Below are 20,564 nucleotides of genomic sequence, written 5' to 3' on the forward strand. Positions count from 1 at the left end.
TCTAAATTTGGGTTTCATCTGCAACAGCATCCTGCCATCTATCCCAAACCTTAACATTAGGATCGTAACCGTCATAACCGTAGTTCTGACTTAATTTACCTTTGATATTGGCCGTTATGGCACTGTTTGGAATTGGCCAATAGTTATTGCGTTTGTCCATGGTATAAAACTTAGTACCGTTTGGCACTACAATTCCGCTCTGAAATTTGTTATACAGCGTGTAATGTGAAATACGTTGGTACCAATAACTACCTCCGGCTGCATCAGTTCCTGATTGTTTATCCCAATTATCTTTACTGTAAGTCTGACCCCATTCATCTGGTCGTCCGCTAAGGGCAAGACAATGCGAAATACGTTTTAACTCAACATTTCTCCATTCTTCCAGATAAAGTTCTCTCCCTCTTTCTGCAGCAATATCACCAATAGTTACCTGACCGTACATTTGAGAAGCTCCGGCTCTGGCTCTGATAACATTCACGTCCTGAGTTGCTCCACCTACATTACCTTGGTAAAAACGGGCTTCGGCTCTTAACAAATACGTTTCGGCCAAACGATATAAATACCAGTGTGCCTTACCTCCTGTACTTGCTCCCTGAAAATCAGTTGCATTTGGATTCGTTTCATTTACAACATCATGCAGATAAATTTTGTACAACGGAAAATCGAACCATTCACGAAGTGTATCTTTTGACAATAGTGTATTACCTTCTTTCATTCTAAAATTTTGCTGGTAGTATGCAGAAGTTTTATCACTGTATTTAAGGTCTTCCATATTTACCCAGTTACCAACAGCACTATTGTGTCTAAGATCCTGTTTGTCCTCGATACCGTTTACAACCCACATAGGATGCTGTGAATAATAAGAAGCACTAATAGTTCCAATACCGCGTCCTAGTGCTCTTGCATAATCATACTTTGCCTGATAATTAGCATTGTTTGAGGCAAAACGATTTGCTCCCTGTTTACCATCAGGAGTTGTAAGCGTACCGGAATTCCAGTTAGGCCCAAAAATTCTCATCGAAGCAAACGGTAAAAATGACTGTACTCCACCATTTGGCATTACCAAAATAGCTTCTCTGTTACCGGCAATTACCTTATTCTCTGGTCGGTGTAAATCCCAAATTACATTTCTGTTTATCGCCCATGTAGTTGGATTTCCACCCGGATCAAAAGTTCCAAAAGATCCCTGCATTAAAGAATAACCTGATTGATTGATCAATAAATCGGCCTGTGTTTCTGCGTCTTTAAATCTTCCTGAAGCCAGATAACACTTGATCAGTAATTGGCGGCAAGCTCCTTTATTTACTAAACCTATATAAGCTAGTTTTGACTGCTCAGGTACCCATTCTACAGCTTTTTCCATATCTGCTGTAATCATTTCGATAATAGCTTCTTTTTTAGTAGAATAATAACTTTGTTTTGGAACCTGCAAAATTTTAGTAATTAATGGTATATCTCCAAATTGATACACTAAATTAAGATAACGATACGCTCTGTGAAAATAAGCCTGACCAATATATTTACGTTTTACTTCTTCTGATAAACTTGTTACATTATCAATATATGTCAGTACTGTATTGGCGTATTTAATACCATTATAACCTTCATCCCAGTAAAACCCAAGATAAAAATCATCATTTGTTGATGTTTTAAAACTTCCGGTAGGAACTATAGTGTTTGCAAAATCAGAAATAGTACTACTGTTATCTGTTTTTCCATATTTTGCCATGTCAGAAAAAACATATTCTGTACCGATAGGCACACTGTTTGTCGCTGCATTATAATGAATATAATTATTACGCAAACCTTTATCTGCAATCGCTAAAGTTGCCTGCAATCCTGATTCAGTCTGAAATGTAGTTTCGGGTTCGTAAAACGAAAGCGGATCCGGCTCCAGAAAATCCTTTGAACAAGAAACCAAAAGAGCAGAAGCCACTGCTAAAGGTGCCAGTATTAAAATTTTATTTTTTATATAAGTTTTCATTATTGATAATTTTAAAGTGAAACGTTAAATCCTAAATTAAACATTCGCGTAGCAAGCCCTCCTGTTTCCGGGTCACCATAATATTTCCATTGATCATTAGCTGACCATGTTGCAGCGTTTTGAACCGAAGCATAAATTTTGAAATTTCTAACATGCAAACGATCAATAAGATCCTTAGGAAGTGAATAGGCCAACGAAATATTGTCTAAACGAATAAAACTACGATCGTATAATTTTGCTGTTCCGGCTCCTGCAGGGCCTCTTGCATCAAGACGTGCCCAATCATTGGTTGGATTATCAATTGTCCAATAAGGGTTTACAAACGGATTGTAATTGTTGGTGTATAAACTACCATCGTTATACGTATTCATATAACGTCCGTCAAGCGATTTGTGTCCCATGTAAGCATACATATTAATTGCCAAATCCCAGTTTTTGTAAATTTTAAATTCATTACGCAATGACCAGTTAATTGGTGGCGCAGTTTCTCCTAAAAATTGTTTGTCTTTTTCATTATAAGTTGGTTTTCCATTCACATCGTCAGCAGTATAACTGTTCTCCACTTTTGGATCCCCAGGACGTTGGCCGTATTTTGCAGCTTCTACAGCTTCATCTTTTTGCCAGATTCCAATTACTTTATAATCCCAGATTTGAGAAATTGGTCTGCCTATAAACCATCCGTTTGTTTTATCATCTGACTCTTTTGTTCCAACAACATTACCATTGGCATCCTTAACATCTTCCATATTGCCGTACAATGCATTAATCTTGTTTTTATTGTATGAAAAAGCAACCATGGTAGTCCATTCAAAATTTGGATTTTTTATATTTAAAGTATTAAGACTTATTTCGATCCCTTTATTTTCGACCTCACCAAGATTGGTTGCAATTGATCCAAATCCGGAGAAACCTGGCAAACGCTGACTCATAATCATATCATTGGTAACTGATCTGTAAAGATCTACAGTTCCGGTAATACGATCTTTTAAGAAACCAAAATCAAGACCAATATTTGTTGCGGTTGTTTTTTCCCATTGCAAATTAGGATTCGCCATACGGTCAATAGCTAAGTACTTCGTATCAACAATATTTCCTGAAGCATCTATATATCCCATTGTTGCACCTGTACCTGAACCTAAATTCGCCAAAGCAATGTATGGATCTGCAAGCGATCTGTTTCCGTTTTTACCCCAGGAAACTCGTAATTTACCTGTACTTAAAGGAGTCCAATGAAACCAGCTTTCCTGATTAAAGTTCCATCCCACTGCAACAGAAGGGAAAGTAGCGTAAGGATATGAAGCTCCAAATGCTGAATATCCATCACGACGTACCGTTGCGGTTATCATATAACGATTATCAAACGAATAGAAAAGTCTCGCCATTAAACCATCGGCTGTTTGATGCGTATCTGTACTTGAAAATGAGCTGTTCAAAAGAGTTGCGTTAGCAATATTGTGAAATCCTAAGGCATCAGAAGGCTGAATGTTACGGGCATATACAACATCTGACCATGTTTTTAGGTCTTCTGCTTCCTGAACTAAAGTTACTATGAAGTGGTGTTTCTCCTTGAATGTATGGTCCCATGTTAATGTATTGTTCAGATTCCAGGTAAACTTTTTACCATTACCTCTATCTACTCCTATGTTTACAGGATTCAGGTTTTTATTACCCGCCGATTGAAAATAACGGTTGTAAAAGAACTCATAACGTGGTGCAGCATTAAAGGAATAGGTAATACCTAAAGGTAAAGTTACTTTTGTATTAAAAATGGTATTCAATACCGTATACCCTTTTTCAAGTTCCATATATTGTCTGTCATAGTAATAATTATAACCTCCAATTGTTGGTCCCATTGGTTGTCTTGCATAGTCACCATTTGCTTCTGTAAAATTAGAAAACGGGCTGTTTCTTAACATATTTGCATCCCAATAATTGGTTCCTGTACCCACAGATATATCTCCATCTGAACGATCCTGAAAATTAACATTGGCTCCAAATTCAAGCCAGCTTGTAATTTTAGCATCTACTTTCATATTCGCACGAACTGCAGAATAATCATTACCCTGAATAGCTCCTTCTGAGGTTAAATAACCCAAAGACATATAATAATTTACTTTATCGCTTGCTCCGGAAACACTTAAGTTATTGTCGTGATTTATTCCTGTTCTAAAAGTACTGCCATACCAATCGTGTGTTTTTCCATCTGTAAAATTCTTCAGGAGCGACGCATCAGTAATTCCCAGGCGAAGTCCCCAAACTTCATTCAGACTTTTGCCTTGTATTTGTGCAGCTGGCTGATAAGCCAACCATTGCGCCTGAGTGATACCATATTGATCTAATTGATTTGGATTTGTATAATACCCCGCTTTATTAGCAGCTGTTCCTGTTACCCATGCCTCGTAATTTCCGGTGGCCGTATTTGTTCCGTACGTTTTAGCAGTTTCCCAATCCTGACGATATTTTATATATCCATCTGCATTATAAACATTGCGATAAGCACTTTTGGTAGTAATCGTTGTATTTGTAGTTACATTAATAACTGGTTTACCCGTTTTTCCTTTTTTAGTTGAAATAACAATAACCCCTGCAGCCGCTTTAGATCCGTAAACAGCTGTTGCTGATGCATCTTTTAAAACATCGATCTGACCAACATCATCAGGATTAATCTCTGAAAGCTCGCCGTAAAATTGCATTCCGTCTAAAATAATAAGCGGTGAGTTATGACCTCCGTCAGAATAAACAGAAGTTTGTCCACGAATCTGCAAAGAACCTCCTCCTTTTGCATCAGCAGAATAACCTACTTTTAGACCGGGAACACCTCTCAATAAATCCTGAACCGTTTGCGGATTTTGGTTGGCCAAAGCTTCTGCTTTAACCTGAACAATGGCTCCTGTTAAATCTTTCTTCTTCATTTTACCATATCCTACAACTACCACCTCATCTAATGAAGCAGCGTTTTCTTCCAGTTGTATCGTAATATTGTTTTTACCATTTACAGGTACTTCCTTGGTTACAAAACCAACAAAGGATACTACTAATACAGCATTATCATCTGCAGCCAGCGTAAATTTTCCGTCAAAATCTGTAATCGTTCCTTTTTTTGTTCCTTTTACCGCAACTGAAGCACCCGGAAGAGGAATCCCCTTGTGATCTTTAACCTGACCGGTAATGCTGTTTTGTGGCTGTACTTTTTCTGTTCCTGCTGTACTACCGGATTCAGTAGAGAATGCATGTACCTGAGACAATGAAACCAAAACACAAAGTAGTGTTAGTTTCTTTTTCAAATCAAATCCAGATACATAATCAGGAGCCTTAATCTTCCTAATAAATTTTGTCATTTTTGGTTGTAATTTTGGTTAATTGATTAGTTAAGTTACAGACTGCAAAAACTCACTTAAGTGTATTTTTTACATTTTAATTTTTCAAATTTTTTTACGTAAAAAATATCACGTCGTTTCTTGTAGTCTGCCTTGCAAATCTAGCATAAGACGTATAAGTGAAAGGGGGTAATTACGACATTATAAAAGGGGCAAATCCGCATTTTACCCTAATAAACAGGTTATTTTTGTATCAACCGTAAAAAATTAGTGTTATAAATAAACTTTACGTAATTTTTTAAGAAACATTGGGAAGTTTTAAGTTTCAGGTTTCAAGTTTCAGGTTCTTTACTTTGAGTATATTTTTACCACAGAGATGCACAAAGATTTCACAGAGTTTCACAAAGAAATAGGTTGACTTTTGTGAAACTCTGTGAAAAATTTAGCATGCTGTGCTGAAGTTTAATACTCCATGCAATAAACTAAAAAAACTTTGTGAAATTCTGTGAAACTCTGCGAAAAAACTCTGCGAAACTCCTTGGTAAAACTATACAGAGAAGCAACTTGAAACTTGAAACCTGAAACAAAATTTAAACTTTGTGAACCTCTGTGAAAAAACTCTGCGAAACTCTGTGGTAAAACTAATCAACCTGAAACAAACTTTAAACTTTACTTCACAAAACGAGAGATCTCTGATGCTGCTAATAAAAAAGCACCTACACCAAAATCAGCTGTCGAATTTTTATCGACCACTTGCCCCGGAATGGCTTTTTCGCCAATAGGCTGTACATATCCCACGGTTCCATCTGCCTGAAGCGCAAATGTTGTGAGGTAATTCCAGGATTTTTCCACTACCGGCAAATATGTTTTTTTATCTAAATAACCATTGTTAATTCCCCACATAAAACCATACGTAAAAAATGCTGTACCGCTGGTTTCAGGTCCCGGCGCATGTCCCGGATCTAAAATACTTCTGGTCCAGTATCCTTCGTTTTGCTGTGCATCTGCCAAGGCTTTGGCCATATCCTTAAAACGTCTTATGTATTCGTCTCTATGTTGAGCTGTTTTGGGCAAATCCTGAATAATTTTGGCATAGCCTGCAAAAATCCAACCGTCTCCTCTGGCCCAAAAATCTTTTTTCCCGTTGGCACTTGTATGCTTTGGATACACATATTTTGCATCACGAAAATACAAGCTGGCTTCCTTATCGTACATAATACTATCGGCATATAACAAATACGAATGTAATTTCTCTAAATACATTTCGTTGCCCGTCACGTTGTATAGCTTTGTCATTACCGGCATTACCATATACAAACCGTCAACCCACCACCAATAATCGTTTGCTTGCGTGCTCATTTCATACTCCATAACTTCACGGGCACGTGCAATTTTATGCGGATCATTCTTGCCTGTAAAATTGTATAAATCGATATACGTCTGAAAACAAATTTGCCAGTCGCCAAACAATACATGTTTATCCTTTTCTCCGTAATTGTATTTCCATTCAGATTTATCAGTTGATTTGGCTCCCATCCATTGATTTTTTTCTGCCCACGCCATCGAATAGTCCAGATACTTTTTGTTTTGTGTTACTTTATAAGCTTCCATATTTCCGGTATGATAAGCCGCAACGTTCCAAAAAGCATTACCCAATTCCGGATGTGTATCCTGCCAGCGGTTGTTTACTTTGTCGATAATAGCAATAACTTCTTTCTTAGATTGTTTTATGGCACTTTTTTGTGTTACAGCATTGGTTTTGCAACTAACAGCTGTAAGAGATACGGCGGCCATTACAATAAAAAATGTGTTTCTAAATTTCATCATTATAGTAAGATTAAATATTAAATTATTTTGATGGAGGATCAGTTAGTATTTTTATACTTGACCCTAATTTTGTTCGTTTTAGGTTGATTTCCAAAAACTTTCATTCAGTATGTATTTATTGTCCTTTACGTTTTGATACTTTTTCTTAAACTCCGAAGGATTTATATTATAAAATTGCTGAAAGTGTTTCCTGAAATATTTTATATCACCAAAACCGGCAATCGAAGCGGCCTGACTTATTTGTAAATCGGTTGTAATTAATAATGTTGCAACTTTTCGCAATCGAACGTTTCGGGTAAATTCTGAAACAGATTTGCCTGTAATTTTTTTAATTTTTTTATATACTAAAGAATAACTCATGCCCAGGTGAAATGCCAGATCGTGCACATTGAAATTTTCGACATCCAAATTGGCATCAATAACGTCTACGATTCTTTCTATGAGTTTTTTATCCTCATCAGAGAGTTTTAGATTTGCCTCTTTTTTGGTCACTGAGTTCAGCAAATAATTCTGTTCACTATCTCTTCGGGCTAATATTCCGCTGATTCTGGCTAATAAATATTCATTATCAAATGGTTTTGTGATGTAATCATCGGCTCCCACTTCGGCACCTTTTAGTTTTACTTCTTCTGAAGTTCCTCCGGTAAGTAATATTACAGGAATGTGCTTTAATTCTTCATCAGATTTTATATGCTTGCAAAAAGCCACGCCATTCATTTCTCCCATTACAACATCTGAAATTACTAAGTCGGGCTGTATTTTTTTGATAATAGTCAAAGCTGTTTCTGCATTTTCAGCCAGCGTAATATGATATTTTGGCGCTAAAATTCGCTTTAGATAATTTCTTATCTGGGCATTATCATCAACTACTAAAATACTTTTGGCATCTTTTATTAATTCATTGACAGTTTCCGTTTCATCAATTCTCTGCAAACCATTTTCCTGCAATACCGTATCTTCCAGAGCTTCTTCTAGAAACAAAGTTCTGTCGCTTAAGTCTTCTCTGATTTCTATATCTCCAAAATGTTCTTTCCCCAAAGGCAATTTAATTTCAAAAATAGCTCCTCCGTTTTCATTATCGTAACAGCTCACTTCACCAAAATGCTGATTAACAAATTGTTTCACCAAATAAAGCCCAATACCAAATCCTTTACGGTTGTTTTTTATGTTGTTATTCGACTGATAAAACAAATTAAATATCTTGTCTTTATCAGCATCCGGAACACCTTCTCCGTTATCAATAACTTTTATAATAACCTCTTTGTCTGTGCATCGCAAATTGACAGTTACGCTTCCGTTTTCTTTTTCTGTAAATTTTAATGCGTTCGAAATCAGGTTAAACAACGTCATTTCTATTTTTTCGCGATCGACATAAACCAATAGCCTTTCTTCGGAAATACTAAAACTGTAATCGATTTTTTTAATTTTTGCATGATGCACAAAACAGCTAAAAACCTCTTTGGCCAATTCTACAATATCAATTTGTCCAATTTTAAGTTTTCCCGTTTCTGTTTCTGTTTTTCTAAAAAGAAGCAGCTGATCGACCAAACTCAATAATCTTCTGGAATTACTGTATACCATTTCGATAGCGCCCGGATCTATTTGCTGATCTGTTCCATAAATGATATCCTTTAGCGGATTGATAATCATCGTTAAGGGCGATCTGAACTCGTGAGAAATATTCGTAAAAAAGGTTATCTTTTTCTCATTTAACTCTTTTTCCTGTTTTGCCAAATCCTGCGAAAGCTTTATTTCATATTGAAGCTGTGCTTGTTTTCGCTGGTATTTATCGACAACATAAATAATAAAAGCAACAAGAAGAAAATAGATAAAATAGGCAAAACCGCTTCTGTACCATGGTGGTAATATGGTAATTGGCAGCGAAATCGACTTTGTATTCCAGACTCCTTCTGCATTTGTAGATTTTATCTTCAATACATAATCTCCCTCTGTCAATCGGGAATAATTGGCACTTCGGATATTATCAATATAATGCCATTGCGAATCCCAGCCTTCGAGAAAATAAGCGTACGATATTTTTTCAGGCAAACTGTATTCTAAAGCAGTAAAATCGATATTAAGCATCGATTCGTCATAAGGTAATTTTAATTGATCGACGCCAAAAGAAGTGAGACCCGACTGATCAAAAACTTTATTATTTACTTTTATAGCGGTTATTACGACTTTTGGAAAATCATGAATCTGACTATTAATTCTGGTATCAATAATATTAAAACCTTTAATTCCTCCAAAAACAATTTCGCCGGTGGTAAGTTTTAAGGCCGCATTGTAATTAAACTGATTGCTTTGCAGTCCATCAGTATCATGATAACTCGTTATTTTCCCGTTTTTTATATTATAACTGAATATTCCGTTATAGGTGCTGCCCCAAAAAGCGCCCTGATTGTCCTGAACAATGTTTAAAACCGAATTATTAGGAAGTCCGTTTCGCTGAGTAAGGATTTTTTTGGCCGAAGTTTCGGGATTAAAAATCATCAAACCTCCTCCTTCTGTACCCACCAGTATTTTTGTTTTCGAAAGAGCAATCACAGACCGAACCGGATATTTTACCTCAATTTCTTTTCGCTGCATTGTTTTGGTATTGAGGCGAATTAGTTTGGTAAAATTTCCTATCCAAAGATTGTTATTTTCATCTTCGGTGATCGAGATAATCCCTCTTATTTTTGCATCGACAAAATCGAATTTATCGGTTGAATTATTGTAACGATACAGTCCTTCATCATCCGGAGAACCGGCCCATAAAACATTATCCTTACCACGAAAAAGTACCCATATATTTTTTTGAAATGACTGGTATTTGGGATTAAAAAAACTGTATTTTTTAAAATTACCCGTCTGAGCATTAAACAAAGAAACACCACCGCCGTAAGTAGCAAACCAGGTTCCTTTATTGTCCTTTACAATTGCGGTTACAAAATTATTCGAGATCGAATTGGGGTTGTTTGCGTTATAAGCATAATTGGTAAATGTATTGGTCTTTTTATTCCACAAACTTGCTCCTGCTCCGTCAGTTCCTATCCATAAATGTTCGCTATCCTGCTCTGATAACGAAAGAATAAAATCGCTGGGCAGGGTATTTTTTATGTTTTCATTTTTCGAAATAGTAATAAAAGGACTTTTTGTTTCTTCAATTTTATTTACTCCTCCTCTTAAAGTCCCAATCCAGACTCTGTTTTCATTGTCTGAAAACAACGATGAAATGGCGTTGCTGTTCAGTTTTTCTTCATCTGAACTCGCATTAAATAAAGAAAAAGTATCCGAAACATAATTGTATTTTATGATTCCGTTACCGTTTGTAGCGATCCAAAGTTCCTTTTTGTCTTTTTTACACATTAAATCAGAAATAGGATACTGAATTTCCTGATTCGTATAAATGTGATGTGTTTTGTTTGATCCGTTGTATTTTAATAAACCTTCATCGACCCCGATCCAAATATTCGAAAATTTATCGCATAAAATGCAGTTACCCGTTGTAAAATCAGAGAAAACAACGATAAGCTTTTTGGCCGTTGCATCCATAGTCACTAGGCCAACGCCCTGAACAAAACACCAGAATTTACCGGATTGATCAAAATCCATTCCCTGAACATGATAATCCCATTGCAGTTTTCCGTTTACATAAAGCGGGATCTGAATGATTTCCTGCTTGTCTGCATAATAAAGCAATCCCTTGCCTGCCGTGCCTATATACATGTTTGATTTGTGATCGATGATTTTATTGATAACAAAATCTATAGGCTCACTCTTAGAAGTTTTCGCATTTAGATAATAGCGCGTACTAAACTGATTACTCAAATAATCATAAACACTTATTCCTCCTTTTGTACCAATCCAAATTTCATTTTTAGTTCCGCAAATACTTACAACCCTGTTATTGTTTAATGAATTACGGTCGTTAGGTTCGTTTCTAAAGCTTAAAAAATTATAACCATCATACCTGCTTATTCCGTCATAAGTACCAAACCACATTAAGCCACGCTTGTCTTTGTAGACCGAAGTAACAGCATTATTGGCCAATCCGTTTTTTATGCCAATGTAACTAATATCATATTTAGCATGTCCAAATTTTGAAACAGATGAACCTGCTGTCTGTGGCATAGACGGCGAACAAACTAAAAGCATTAAAAATAATAGGATTCTATTTTTCAAAATATGGTAGGATTGGAATTAAGTATCAGCTTTTTTATTAAAATTCATTTATTAAACTTAAAATCTTTAAAATTAGAAAAACCTATGAATGATTTCATAGGTTCTTCTGAACAAATATTTAGAAAAATACGAATTAAATTCATAGAATATAATTACTTCTTCCGTTTGCTTTGCTAGCGTCATAAAAAAATAATTAAACACAGAGAAACATAGAATTTATGAACAAAAAGGATACAAAAAAAGAAATACATTTCTTTTTCATAGATAGTACCTATCCCGAAACTTCGGGACGGGATGCATTAAAAACAAGTGAAACGCCTTCTTTTAATTAGAAAAATCTATGTTTCTATGTGTTAAAAATAATTATGCTCAACAGTTTATTTCACCAATGATATGGTATACGAATAACTGTATTGTTTCTCTAATAATCGGTAGGGATCATGAGGAAGTCGTCCCCAACTATCATCACCACCCAAACCTCTTTGTTTGTAATCTAAATGCAGGTAAACGGCTTCTTTAGAATCTAAATTCAAATCAGAAGGATGTCTCTGCGCTTTATTTTTTCCCGGATCTAAATCTTCTGTCGAAATATTCAATGTACTAAAACTAAGTGCTTGCTGCCCTTCGATTTTAATACCTTGCCCGTTGTTATTTTTTAATGTAAGCCAACGAACATCCGTTTTATAACCCGATTCCTGAGGACGAATGTAATTTCTGGCATATTGATTTATGACTTTATCTGAATATTCTCCAATAAAAGAAGCCGAATTTCTATCTGAATAATTTTCCCATGGTCCTCTTCCATAATAACTCAGATTATCATAATCACCGTTTAACTTGATGCGCATTCCAAAACGAGGTAATTCAGGTAAATCTTTCCCTGCCAAATCTAGAGATGCAGTAATTTTTATCGATCCGTTATTTTGAATAAGATATTCTACCGTATAAGGAACATCTGCCTGTGCCAGTTTATAAGCTACTTTTATAAGCAAACCTTCGGTAGTATTTTTATCAAGTTTAACACTTTCTACAATCGGATTTTTTGATGCTTCTTTCCAGATCGCTAATTTATTTGGCATTCCGTTTCCAAAATCATTATCTGTTGGAGCACGCCAAAAATAAGGCGAAGGGAAATTGGTAAAAATTTCATTGCCCGCATTTTTCAGTTTATAATTCAAGATTTCTCCTTTTTTTAAATCAAATTGTCCTGTACTATTTTCAGCCTCAAAAGACACGATATTATTGCTCACAGTGTATTTTAATTTTGAATCACTTTTGGCAATACTGTTGTTTTTAAAATAAGAACCTTTGCCTATTTTAAATTGCTCTCTGGCAAATTCATGTCCTTTTGCCACCAAAGGCGCATCGTATTTTGAAACGGCAAAAACATTTAAAAAATATTCTGAATTCTCATCGATTGTACCTAAATCCAGTGTTGTTTTTTTAGTTTCTTCCGGAGCTGCATCCAAATTAAATTCTGCCGATTTTATTTTTACGCCATTTTTAATCAATTCCCACTTAAAGATATAATCAGACAGATTGGTAAAATTATAATGGTTTGTTACCGCTAAATCAGTTCCATTCAATTGAAATTGAATATTTTGATACACTTTCTTTACTTCACTTAATGCCGGTTTTGGAGTTCTGTTAGAAAACACAAGTCCATCAGCACAACCATTCTCATCGTTTTGTAAATCAGCACCGCCTAAATCTCCGCCGTATGCCCAAAAAGTAACTCCTTTTTCATTTTTTGTTTTCAGTCCCTGATCAATCCAATCCCAAATAAAACCACCCTGCATGCGTTTACTATTATTGATAATGTCCCAGTATTCCTGAAAATTTCCGCTGCTGTTTCCCATAGCATGCGCATATTCGCACATGATATAAGGACGCGTTTTATCAGAATTAGCATAATCTTTCATGCTTTTAATTCCCGGATACATAGGCGCTACGATATCGGTATTTCTGTTTTCTCCTGCCTGCTCAAACTGAACCGGACGTGTAGTATCTATTTTCTTAAGCCAATCGTATGCATCATAAAAAACAGGACCATTCCCGCATTCATTCCCTAAAGACCAGATGATAATTGACGGATGATTTTTATCCAGGGCAAACATTCTTTCAATACGATCCATATGCGCCGGTGCCCATTCTGGCAAGTAAGCAGGATGTTTGGTTTTATCGAACCAATTTTGCCATTCGGCACCCATTGCATGGCTTTCGATATTGGCCTCATCGACCACATAAAAACCATATTCATCACATAAATCATAGATATGATTATCATGCGGATAGTGGCTCATTCTAATGGCATTAATATTAAATTCCTTCATTAGCTGAAGGTCTTTTACTGTTGTAGCTTCAACAGGAACGTGCCCTTTTACATCGTCATGTTCGTGTATATTAACACCTTTTACCATTACAACCTTACCATTTACTAATAGTCGGGCATCTTTTATTTCAACTTTTCTAAAACCTGTTTTTTTAGAAATAATTTCTAATGTTTTTCCTTTATTGTCTAATAATGTAATAGTGTATTTATACAGATTTGGTGTTTCTGCGTTCCATTGTTTTACATTTTCGATTGTTTTTTCAAAGCTGATTTTCTGTTCTTTAGCGTTTACTTTTTTACTTTCAGAGAAGATTACATTTCCTTCTTTGTCAAATAGCTCCGCTTTTACAACAGTGTTTTTAATTTTACTGTTTTCAAAAGATTTTAAAGTAACGTCAAGATTAAAAATCCCGTTTTTATATTGATTGTCTAAGTCACTTTTTACAAAATAATCCCAAATGGTTGTTTTGGGCATTGCCTGCAAATAAACATCACGCTCGATACCGCTTAACCTCCAGAAATCCTGATCTTCTAAATAACTTCCGTCATGCCAGCGAAATACCTGAACTGCAATCAGGTTATTTCCTTTTTGTAAAAAAGAAGTAATATTAAATTCGGCAGGCGTTTTGGATGCTTTGGTCATCCCTACTTCTTTTCCGTTTAAGAACACTTTCGCATACCCGCTGATAGAACCAAAATGAAGTATTATTTCTTTGTCTTTCCAGGAATCAGCAATTTCAAAAGTGCGTCTGTAGCTTCCTACCGGATTATAATCTCCATTTATAAAAGGAGGATTTTTAGGAAATGGATACGTAATATTGGTATAAATAGGAATATCAAAACCTTCTATTTCCCAGTTCGAAGGCACCTGAATGTTTTTCCAATTGCTATCATCTAAGTTTACTGCAAAAAAATCCATGGGTCTTTGCGACGGATTTTTTACAATATTGAATTTCCAGCTTCCATTTAAACTCTGATATAATGCTGATTTTTGAGGATCATTGCCTTTCAATTCAGCTTCGTTACTATATAAAAGAAAGGAACTTCTTCCTGCTTCTTTCCCCCGGTCGAGAATTTTAGGATTTTCCCATTCATTACTCTGGGCATAATTATTTTGCAGACTCAAAAATAAAGCAAGCGCTAATACAATTTTTTTCATTTAATTATTTTAAAAATGGGAACTAAAATTTAATACTCCTAAATTTTATTTCAATTAAATTTTGCCCATCATCATTACTAAAACAGATACACTTTAAAAAAATGTATTGGTCCCAATTAAAAATGATATGCTCAATTTTAGAAATAAAAAATAACTTCACAAATTTAGATAACAGCATATAAGACAAGAGGGACGTAACAATAAATTAGAAGGGGTATATCAATAAAAACAGCTTTAAAACAAATTAATTAGCAAATATTTTACATGATTCATAATTTTAAAACTAAAAAATGGATATTATAGCACTGGCAACTTTTTTACTTCTAAAATTTTTACAGGCTCAGGATTTGCTTTGACTAAACCTTCTCCATCGGCCTGATTTACATTTTGAGAAAAAATATGCAGTTGTTTTTTATCGTTCCAGAGTTCTTTATCAAAATTAGGTTCCCATTGCCCTACTGAAAATTGGCTAAGATCCTCTACTTTCCATTGTTTATTTTGCAGATTGGTATAGCCCAATGTTATTTTATTGTCTCTTTCTTCGTCTCTAAAAAGCAAATACAACATCGATTTATGTACTAAAATTTCAGGACGTGAAATAGGGATTCTTTTGGTACCTCCTCCGCCTAAAGTAAATGATTTGGTATGAAAATTAGTCGGGATTAAATTCCATTTTCCTCTGGATAAATACACCACTTTATATTGCGGTATTCCGGTATTGTCCCAGTAAGTAGTAATATACGGATTTCCCTGATCATCGACTGTCATGGCCGTTTGATTGATTAAGCTGCTGTTTTGAGGTACTGCCCAGGCTTGTTCGGCTGTTGCTTTTGTAATAGGCAAAACGTATTTTTCGCCTGTAGATTTTTGCCATGTTTTTCCTCCATCTGCAGAAAAAGCGTAACAAATATCATGATTTGTAGATACGTCCCAACTTTCTCTCCAGACCCACGACATGTAAATTCCTTTTTTGCCTACACACATTTGCCAATAAGCACTGCGTTGATTTTCGCCGTCGATTAAATTATTTTGCAAAGATGTCCATTGCTGCGTTTTTACATCATATAATTTCATAATCATATTTCCTCGTCCCGAAGCTCCGGAACGATAGCAAAACAATAATTTTCCGTCGGGTAAATTATGAAATTCAGGATACGTTACTTTGGCTTCATCTGTGCCGGTCATCGCTTTTTCTTCGCCCAACGCTAAACTGTATGGCATTTTGCTTCTGGCATAACGCAAGCGCGTATCATGATGATCCCAACTCATATGAAGATAACCATCGCTGTCTATTGCAATGCTGATGTCGTTGTGTGCATCTTTTACATTACCGCTATACGGAGTAATTAATGTATCCCATTTTTGTGCAGTTAGTTTGCGTTTTGCTAAAACTACCCTGCCTTCGGGATCGTAGTATGCTGTATATTGAACTCCTTTAAAAGTAGTTAAGGCGCTGTTCCTAAAAATTACGGTATTGACAGAATTATTGCTCCACCCTAAACCAATTTCGCTTTCGCTGGTTTTTAGCTGTGCCTTAGCCGTATATGATGAAAATGCCATCATTAAAAACAAACTTGCAAATACCTGATTTTTATTTAAATGCCTTAGTAAATTGATATCCATTTGTTGTTATTGTCAAATCGTTAATTTAAAATATCGTAGCTCTTTTTCCTGAGCATGATTTTATAACCATTTAACAAATGTAACCACAACACTTATTTATACAAAGCAATACCAACCAGTTTTTAAATTTATTTATCAAATTTTTGAATAAAAAAATATCGTATCTATAAAAAATTATGAAAAAAGAACAACTTTACATTATTAGGAGAAGATTTTGACCTCATCCTGTTTAATATTAAATTTGCTTTGCTGCAACAAGGTTTTATTTTTAAGTTTGATAATATCCATGCTTTTCTTTTCTGTTTCATAAATAATATTCAGTCTGGAGGAAATAGGATAAATATCGTTTTCTTTAAGATTGGCAGCTTTATAAAAAAATATGGCTTTTTTTAGTGAGTTTAAAGAGTTGTGAAAATCTGAAATTGAAAAATACAATTCGCTGATTTCTTTATAGCAGTCACCGCTTCTTTTATGATTGCTGCATTTTTCAAATAGAGAGGCGGCTTTAAAAATTGGAACTAAACAATCTTGTATTGGTGCATTGGTACGCATTTTAGCCGACCAGAGCATTACCCATGATTCTGCCAAATCATTTGTTTGATTTGTTTTGGTTAATGTTTCTATTGCTTTTTTGGCGTTGAATTCTATCATTGAATTGTTATTTCGCAACTCTTGCACCATAGCTAGCTGTAGATAACATTTACCGGAATAAATATCAGAATGAATGCTCTGGCTTAACTGAAGGGCTTCTTCGGCATATTCGAACGCTTTTTCTAATGTTTTAGGATTATTATAAGAAGCTTCATACCAATCACTTATTTTCAATAAAGCCTTTATTTTTTCAATGCCCTGCAATCCTGTTAAGGATTTTTCAGTTTTTATCACATCTGCCTCCGTAAATAATTGGGTCCGGGCATATGTATCAAACGAATTTCCAATTATTAACAGGATAATGATAAAGTATTCTGTGCAGGCAGATCGTTTCATCTATTAATTCTAAGGATTAAAATGTTAATTCAAAGTTATTGATAAATTGGAGTAAAATAGTAGGAAGTTCTATTTTTTAAGACCAACGATATATCGTTGTTTTTTGGCTGTAACTCGTCGTTCAAAAACTCTTCATTCGATAGAAATCATCTGTAAAACAATTTATTAGACTATTAAAAATAAATCTTCATCAGCTATAAATTCTACACTAAATTATCATGTAAATAATTAAAACCCATTTGATTTATTCTCTTCGCGAAGAAAATCATTTTAGTTAATCATTTCTTAATCCCTAAAAAAAGTCATCAGTATTACTATAAATTCGTTTTATCAATTCGTATGAAATAAGTTATGTTGAAAAAAATGACTCGTTACCATGATATCCCAAAACAAATCTTAAAAACAACTTTTATATTATAAAATTGATTTATACTACACTTTTAAATATTGCAATTTTTCAGGGAATAATCTTAGGCTTAATTTTTTTTAAGTCTTCGTTATTCAATAGTAAATCCAATAAATATCTGGCATACTTACTATTTACATTTTCTATCATTTTACTAAATCATGTTTTTGAGATTGAAAACGCCTTTACTCCCTATCCTATTCTGCGATTTATTGACCACATAGAGTGGGTATTTTTAATTCCTGCTTTCCTATTTCTGTTTATTATAAACCGGATTGATGATGCAGTAAAAATCAAACAAAAACATTATTTGTGTTTTATTCCATTTGCTTATTCCGCTATCCTTAATATTTCATACGATCTTGATCGTCTTGCAGGAATTTATACTATTCCAAAGTCTGGTATTAATCTCATCCCAATACTTGGCCTGGTTCATCTTGTTTTAGCCGTTACATTCATCCCGTTTCTGCCCATTTACTCTTATTTTATGATAAGACATTTAAAAAATTCAGAAGATAAAAAATGGATCAGTACTTTATTAACGATTGTTTCCTCATTATTACTAGTCTGGCTTATTACCGCTCTGCTCGGCTTATTTCTTCAATATGATATTTCTCCTACTATGAATGTTCTTGCTTTATCTGCAACATTCGTAATTCATTGGACTGCTTATGTAGGTATTTACAAATACAAACTGGCCAAAAACAAAGAGGCCGTTTACAATTTTCTAAATAATGATTTTGCTATTTCGTATAGCAATAATCTGCAAATTGTGGACAATAGTACGACACAAGAATATAGGGAACCTATTACAGCAGATAATCTCTATTTTCAAAAACTGGAACTTCTTTGCAAAGAGCAGCACATTTATACAGACAGTACATTAAACAGAGAAAAAGTTGCCGAAAAACTGGGCATAAGTGCGGGATATGTTTCGCAAATTGTAAACACGATCACCGGAGATAACTTTGCTAATTACATCAATCAATACAGAGTTGAAGCTGTGAAGGAAATGATCTCGAATTCTGAGTATGAAAACTACAATTTGTTGACCATTGGATTAGAATCCGGGTTTACTTCAAAAACAACTTTTTATAAAGCCTTTAAAAAAGTTACGGGCCAAACACCAAATGAATATAAAAATACCAGTAAATAGGTACCAAATTATAAAGTTTTAAGCTTTTGAGACCTTTTATACTTTTTCTTAAACGAATTTTGGATTCAAATAATTCAAAACAATTTTATGAAAAAAAACTATCTATTACTTATTATTTTGTTAGCCTTTTATTCTGTGAATGCTCAAAATGAAACCGATCCTTATCAGAAAAATAATGAAATTAAATTAAACGCACTTGCTCCTTTATTTCAATCTTTTCAAGTTGGTTACGAAAGACATTTAAATCATAATTCGTCATTAGGACTTTCTTTTTATTATGTGTTTGACAATACAAAGAATGAAAAGGATTTAAATTATTCAATATCTCCGTATTACAGAAGATATTTTGGTAAAAAATACGCATCAGGCTGGTTTGTTGAAGGATTTGGAATGCTGGCTTCAACAGATGGCAAAAAAATATACGCTTCAGAAGATCATTCAATATATACCGAAAATCCTGACGTTATTAATTTTGCTCTCGGTGCCGGCGGAGGCTGGAAATGGGTCAGTAAAAGCGGTTTTCTTTTTGAAGCAAATATTGGTTATGGCGGTATATTACTCAATGCAAATAAAACGGACCATACTATTGTTGCAAAATTTGGACTGAGTGCAGGATATCGATTCTAGTATTTCCCACTACTAATACAAAGCTTCGGAGAAATCTGGGGCTTTTTTTATTGCGGAATATCACTAAAACGACGTTGCAGTCAAGAGCAGGAAAGTCCTGCCATCTGTGAGATTAGAATTCTGGGGTTACTTCAAAACGACTTTTTGTAAAGCTCAAAAAAAGTAACTGTTCATAATAACAAATAATGTTAAAATACCCCCAAAATAGGTATCAATTTATAGATTTTTAAGCTTTTGACACCTTTCATGATTTTTCTTAAGTCAATTTTGCATCAAATAATTCAAAACAATTTTTATGAAAAACTTTTTATTACTAGCTGTTGCTACAGTTTTAGGATTTGCAAGTGCTACTGCACAAGAGATTAAATTTGGTGTCAAAGGAGGTCTAAACTTTGCCAATATCAGCGGAGATAATACTAAAGGTATTGATGTTGTAACCGCGTTTAATTTTGGTGTTGTATCAGAAATTCCACTCTCTGAGAAATTTTCTTTTCAACCTGAAATAATGTACTCCGGCCAGGGATATAGTTTCGATGATAATACTGTTGCCTTAAATTATCTGAACATTCCTTTAATGGGAAAATATTATTTAACAAAAGGATTGAGTGTTGAAGCCGGACCGCAAATAGGTTTTTTACTTTCTGCTAAAAATGAAAAAACAAATGTAAAAGACTCGTTTAAAACTTTTGACTTTGGTGTTAATTTTGGCTTAGGCTATAAACTTGACAACGGACTTAATTTTGGTGCAAGATACAATCTTGGATTAACCGATATTAATGATTTAGAAGGATTTTCCAGTAAAAACAAAAACGGAGTATTTCAAGTATCTGTTGGTTATTTCTTCTTCTAAAATTTAAGTTGTTCTGTTAGGAATAATAAAAAAGCTTCAGAGAAATCTGGAGCTTTTTTATTATCTACTATTTAAGATAAAAATCCAGGGCTTCAACTCTTTCAATAAACAAGATAAAAAGCGATT

Annotated in this window: 10 protein-coding genes; 3 read left to right on the top strand and 7 right to left on the bottom strand. The window is 34.5% G+C overall.

From position 1 onward, the window contains the following. Position 1: 1 nt before the first annotated feature. From LNP81_RS22585 to LNP81_RS22615, 7 genes are all read right to left on the bottom strand, one after another. Positions 2-1,984, bottom strand: coding sequence for a RagB/SusD family nutrient uptake outer membrane protein (locus LNP81_RS22585; RefSeq protein WP_230039538.1), 1,983 nt, complete (start codon positions 1,982-1,984; stop codon positions 2-4). Between the two features lie 11 nt (positions 1,985-1,995). Continuing rightward, a complete protein-coding gene (locus tag LNP81_RS22590; RefSeq protein ID WP_230039539.1) occupies positions 1,996-5,322 on the bottom strand; it encodes a SusC/RagA family TonB-linked outer membrane protein in 3,327 nt (1,108 codons plus the stop codon). Positions 5,323-5,970: 648 nt separating this feature from the next. Beyond that, positions 5,971-7,128 carry a glycoside hydrolase family 88/105 protein gene (locus LNP81_RS22595; RefSeq protein WP_230039540.1) on the bottom strand — a complete coding sequence of 386 codons (1,158 nt, stop codon included), beginning with the start codon at positions 7,126-7,128 and terminating at the stop codon, positions 5,971-5,973. Between the two features lie 78 nt (positions 7,129-7,206). Further along, complete coding sequence (locus LNP81_RS22600; protein ID WP_230039541.1) at positions 7,207-11,298, bottom strand: hybrid sensor histidine kinase/response regulator transcription factor; 4,092 nt, start codon at positions 11,296-11,298, stop codon at positions 7,207-7,209. A gap of 377 nt (positions 11,299-11,675) precedes the next feature. Continuing rightward, the gene (lacZ, locus tag LNP81_RS22605; protein WP_230039542.1) at positions 11,676-14,789 is read right to left on the bottom strand and encodes a beta-galactosidase, LacZ type; all 3,114 of its coding nucleotides are present in this window, start codon (positions 14,787-14,789) and stop codon (positions 11,676-11,678) included. A 297-nt stretch (positions 14,790-15,086) separates the two neighbouring features. Next, on the bottom strand, positions 15,087-16,412 hold the full coding sequence (locus tag LNP81_RS22610) for a BNR repeat-containing protein (RefSeq protein ID WP_230039543.1): 1,326 nt from the start codon (positions 16,410-16,412) through the stop codon (positions 15,087-15,089). A gap of 201 nt (positions 16,413-16,613) precedes the next feature. Then, complete coding sequence (locus LNP81_RS22615; protein ID WP_230039544.1) at positions 16,614-17,399, bottom strand: hypothetical protein; 786 nt, start codon at positions 17,397-17,399, stop codon at positions 16,614-16,616. 422 nt (positions 17,400-17,821) lie between these two features. Here LNP81_RS22615 and LNP81_RS22620 point away from each other — a divergent pair, with 422 nt between their 5' ends. The 3 genes from LNP81_RS22620 (at position 17,822) to LNP81_RS22630 (ending at position 20,438) form a co-directional block, all read left to right on the top strand. Further along, a complete protein-coding gene (locus tag LNP81_RS22620; protein WP_230039545.1) occupies positions 17,822-18,961 on the top strand; it encodes a helix-turn-helix domain-containing protein in 1,140 nt (379 codons plus the stop codon). A gap of 87 nt (positions 18,962-19,048) precedes the next feature. After that, entirely contained in the window at positions 19,049-19,588 is a 540-nt protein-coding gene (locus tag LNP81_RS22625; protein ID WP_230039546.1) for a DUF3575 domain-containing protein, read from the top strand. Between the two features lie 295 nt (positions 19,589-19,883). Beyond that, complete coding sequence (locus tag LNP81_RS22630) at positions 19,884-20,438, top strand: porin family protein (protein ID WP_230039547.1); 555 nt, start codon at positions 19,884-19,886, stop codon at positions 20,436-20,438. The last annotated feature ends 126 nt before the right edge of the window (positions 20,439-20,564 follow it).

The organism is Flavobacterium piscisymbiosum (assembly GCF_020905295.1).
Classification (GTDB): Bacteria; Bacteroidota; Bacteroidia; order Flavobacteriales; family Flavobacteriaceae; genus Flavobacterium; species Flavobacterium piscisymbiosum.